The organism is Kitasatospora sp. NPDC022856 (assembly GCF_055561235.1).
Map to the genome: position 1 here is coordinate 1 of NZ_JBVHHE010000115.1, position 3,748 is coordinate 3,748.

General features: G+C 73.7%; 1 pseudogene. It reads left to right on the forward strand.

Going from position 1 to position 3,748, the window contains the following annotated elements:
* Positions 1–9: 9 nt before the first annotated feature.
* Positions 10–3,748 (forward strand): annotated as a pseudogene (locus ACZ34W_RS38500) (type I polyketide synthase); the annotation flags it as partial.

Here is a 3,748-nt window from a genome sequence, read left to right on the forward strand (position 1 = left end):
CCGGTGCGTGACTGGAGGCCCGGTGGCACTGTGCTGATCACGGGTGCCACCGGCGCGCTCGGCCGTCACCTCGCCCGGCGCCTGGCCGCCGACGGCGCCGAACACCTGCTGCTGCTGAGCCGGAGCGGTCGTGCCGCACCCGGCGCCGAGGCGTTCGAAGCGGAGCTCACGGGGCTCGGCGCGAAGGTCACCGTGGCCGCGTGCGACGTGTCCGACCGGGATGCGGTCGCCGAGGTGCTGGCCGCGCTGCCGGCGGAGCACCCGCTCACCGCCGTGTTCCACACGGCCGCCCTGCTCGACGACGCGCTGATCGGTGACCTGACCGCACGTCAGATGGAGCACGTGCTCCGGGTCAAGGTCGGCGGCGCCCGGGTGCTGCACGAGCTGACCGAGGGCCTGGACCTCTCCGCCTTCGTCCTGTTCTCCTCGATCGCCGGGACGTGCGGCCTGGCCGGTCACGCCAACTACGCACCGGGCAACGCCTATCTGGACGCGCTGGCGCACCAGCGGCGGGCGGACGGCCTGCCCGCCACCGCGATCGCCTGGGGCCACTGGGACGGCGGCGGCATCGCCGCACCCGCCATCGAGGAGCAGATCCGGCGACGCGGTGTGCTGACCTTCCGGCCGGAGCTGGCGCTGGACGCGCTCGCGGGGATCCTCGACCACGACGAGACCGCGGTCGCCGTCTTCAGCACCCGCTGGGACGGTACCGGGCTCGGCGCGGGCGCCAGGCCGGTCCCGCTGCTGAGCGACCTGCTCGCCGCCGATCGCCCGGTGGCCGGTCCGGAGCGGACGCCCGCGACCTCCGCCGAGGAGTCCCCGGACCTGGCCCGCCGCCTGGCCGGACGCTCCGCCGAGGAGCAGCGGAAGGCCCTGCTGGACACCGTCCGCCAGGTGGTCGCCTCCGTCCTGCGGCACTCCTCCGACGACACCGTCCCGCCGAGCCGCGCCTTCAAGGAGCTCGGCTTCGACTCGCTCACCGCCGTCGAACTGCGCAACCGCCTGCGGATCGCGACCGGGACCGGCCTGCGGCTGACCGCCACCCTGATCTACGACCATCCGACGCCCGTCGCCCTGGCCGACCACCTGCACGCGGAACTCTTCGGGCACCAGCCGGCCTTCCCGGCCGCCCGTCCGGTGACGCCCGGATCCGACGAGCCCGTCGTGATCGTCGGGATGAGCTGCCGGTACCCCGGTGGCGTGCGCTCGCCGGAGGACCTGTGGCGGCTGCTCGACGCGGGGACGGACGCGATCTCCGCGCTGCCCGCGGACCGCGGCTGGGACGTCGACGGCCTGTACGACGCCGACCCCGACGCGTCCGGGCGGTCCTACGTCCGGGCCGGCGGATTCCTGGATGCCGCCACCGAGTTCGACGCGGCGTTCTTCGGGATCTCGCCGCGTGAGGCGCTGGCGATGGACCCGCAGCAGCGGTTGCTGCTGGAGACCTCCTGGGAGGCCTTCGAACGGGCGGGGATCGACCCCGAATCGGCCCGGGGCAGCAGGACCGGCGTTTTCGCGGGCCTCAGCATGCAGGACTACACGACCCTGCTGCGCGAGGCGTCGACCGAGGTCGAGGGCTACGCGGTGACGGGAAGCGCGGGCAGCGTCCTGTCCGGCCGGGTCTCGTACGCGTTGGGGTTGGAGGGGCCGGCGGTGACGGTGGACACGGCGTGTTCGTCGTCGTTGGTGGCGTTGCACCTGGCGGTGCAGTCGTTGCGGTCGGGTGAGTGTGACCTGGCGTTGGCGGGTGGGGTGACGGTGATGTCGACTCCGGGGATGTTCGTGGAGTTCTCGCGGCAGCGGGGGTTGTCGAGGGACGGTCGGTGCCGTTCCTTCTCGGTGGATGCCGAGGGGTTCGGTATGGCCGAGGGTGTCGGTGTCCTGTTGGTGGAGCGGCTGTCGGACGCGCGGCGGTTGGGGCATCCGGTGCTGGCGGTGGTGCGGGGCAGTGCGGTGAACCAGGACGGTGCGTCGAACGGTCTGACGGCGCCGAACGGTCCGTCGCAGCAGCGGGTGATCCGGCAGGCGCTGGCGAACGCCGGACTGTCCGCGCGGGATGTGGACGCCGTCGAGGCCCACGGTACGGGCACCACCCTGGGCGACCCGATCGAGGCGCAGGCCCTGCTGGCCACCTACGGTCAGGACCGCGCCGGGGGAGCACCGCTCTGGCTGGGCTCGGTGAAGTCGAACATCGGGCACACCCAGGCGGCTGCCGGGGTGGCGGGTGTGATCAAGATGGTGTCGGCGATGCGGGCGGGTGTGCTGCCGAGGACGCTGCACGCCGACCAGCCCTCGCCGCACATCGACTGGTCCTCGGGCGCGGTGGAGTTGCTGACGGAGGCCCGGGAGTGGGGTTCTTCGGTGGAGCGGCCGCGTCGCGCGGCTGTCTCCTCCTTCGGGATCAGCGGGACCAATGCGCATGTGGTGCTGGAGCAGGCGCCGGTGGAGGGGCCGTCGGCCGCGTCGTCGGGGCCGGGGGTGGTGCCGCTGGTCGTGTCCGCGCGGGGCGGGTCGGCGTTGGGGGCGCAGGGCGCGCGGTTGGCCGACTGGTGGGAGGCGCGGGACGACCTGGGTGTGCCGGATGTGGCCTACTCGCTGGCCTCGGGGCGTGCGCGGTTGGAGCGCCGGGCCGTGATCGTGGCGGGGGACCGGGCCCAGGCGCTGCTCGGTCTGCGCGCCGTGGGCGGGGCCTCGCCGGTAGCGGGGGTCGTCGAGGGCACGGCCGACCTGCCGAATGACGCGGGGGTGGTGTTCGTCTTCCCGGGTCAGGGAGCGCAGTGGGTAGGCATGGGACGGGAGTTGCTGGATTCCTCGCCGGTGTTCGCGGCGCGGCTGGCGGAGTGCGCGCAGGCCTTGAAGCCCTTCGTCGACTGGGACGTGCTCGATGTGCTGCGGGGCATGCCCGGCGCGCCGTCGCTGGACCGGGTGGATGTGGTCCAGCCGGTGTCCTTCGCGGTGATGGTCGCACTGGCCGAGCTGTGGCGTTCCTACGGTGTCGAGCCGTCGGCGGTCGTCGGCCACTCCCAGGGGGAGATCGCGGCCGCCTGTGTGGCGGGTGCGCTCTCCTTGGTGGACGCGGCGCGGATCGTGGCCTTGCGCAGCCAGGTGATCGCGGACGCACTCGCGGGCCGGGGCGGGATGGTGTCGCTGGCGCTGAGCCCGGTCGAGGCGGGGGAGTTGGTGGCTGCCGCGGAGGGCCGGTTGTCGGTGGCGGCGGTGAACGGGCCCGGCTCGGTGGTGGTGTCGGGGGAGCCGGCGGCGCTGGAGGGGCTGCTGGCGGACTGTGAGGCGCGGGGGGTGCGGGCGCGCCGGATCCCGGTCGACTACGCCTCGCACTCCGCGCAGGTCGAGACCGTGCGGGACCGACTGCTCGACGTCCTGGGCGAGGTCACCGCCCGGTCGGCGGAGGTGCCGTTCTACTCGTCCGTGACCGGCGGCCGGGTGGACACGACGATGCTGGACGCGGAGTACTGGTACCGGAACCTGCGGGAACCGGTGGCGTTCGCCGCGGCCGTGCGGGCCTGTGCGGCCGACGAGTTCCGGGCGTTCGTCGAGAGCAGCGCGCACCCGGTGCTGAGCCTGGCCGTCGAGGAGACGTTGGAGGAGCACGGCGGAGAAGCCGTGGTTGTCGGGTCGTTGCGGCGGAACGAGGATGGGCTTGAGCGTTTCCTCGTGTCGGTGGCCGAGGTGTGGGTGCGTGGTGTGCCGGTGGACTGGGGCGTGGCCACGGGGGGTGGGCGTCGGGTGG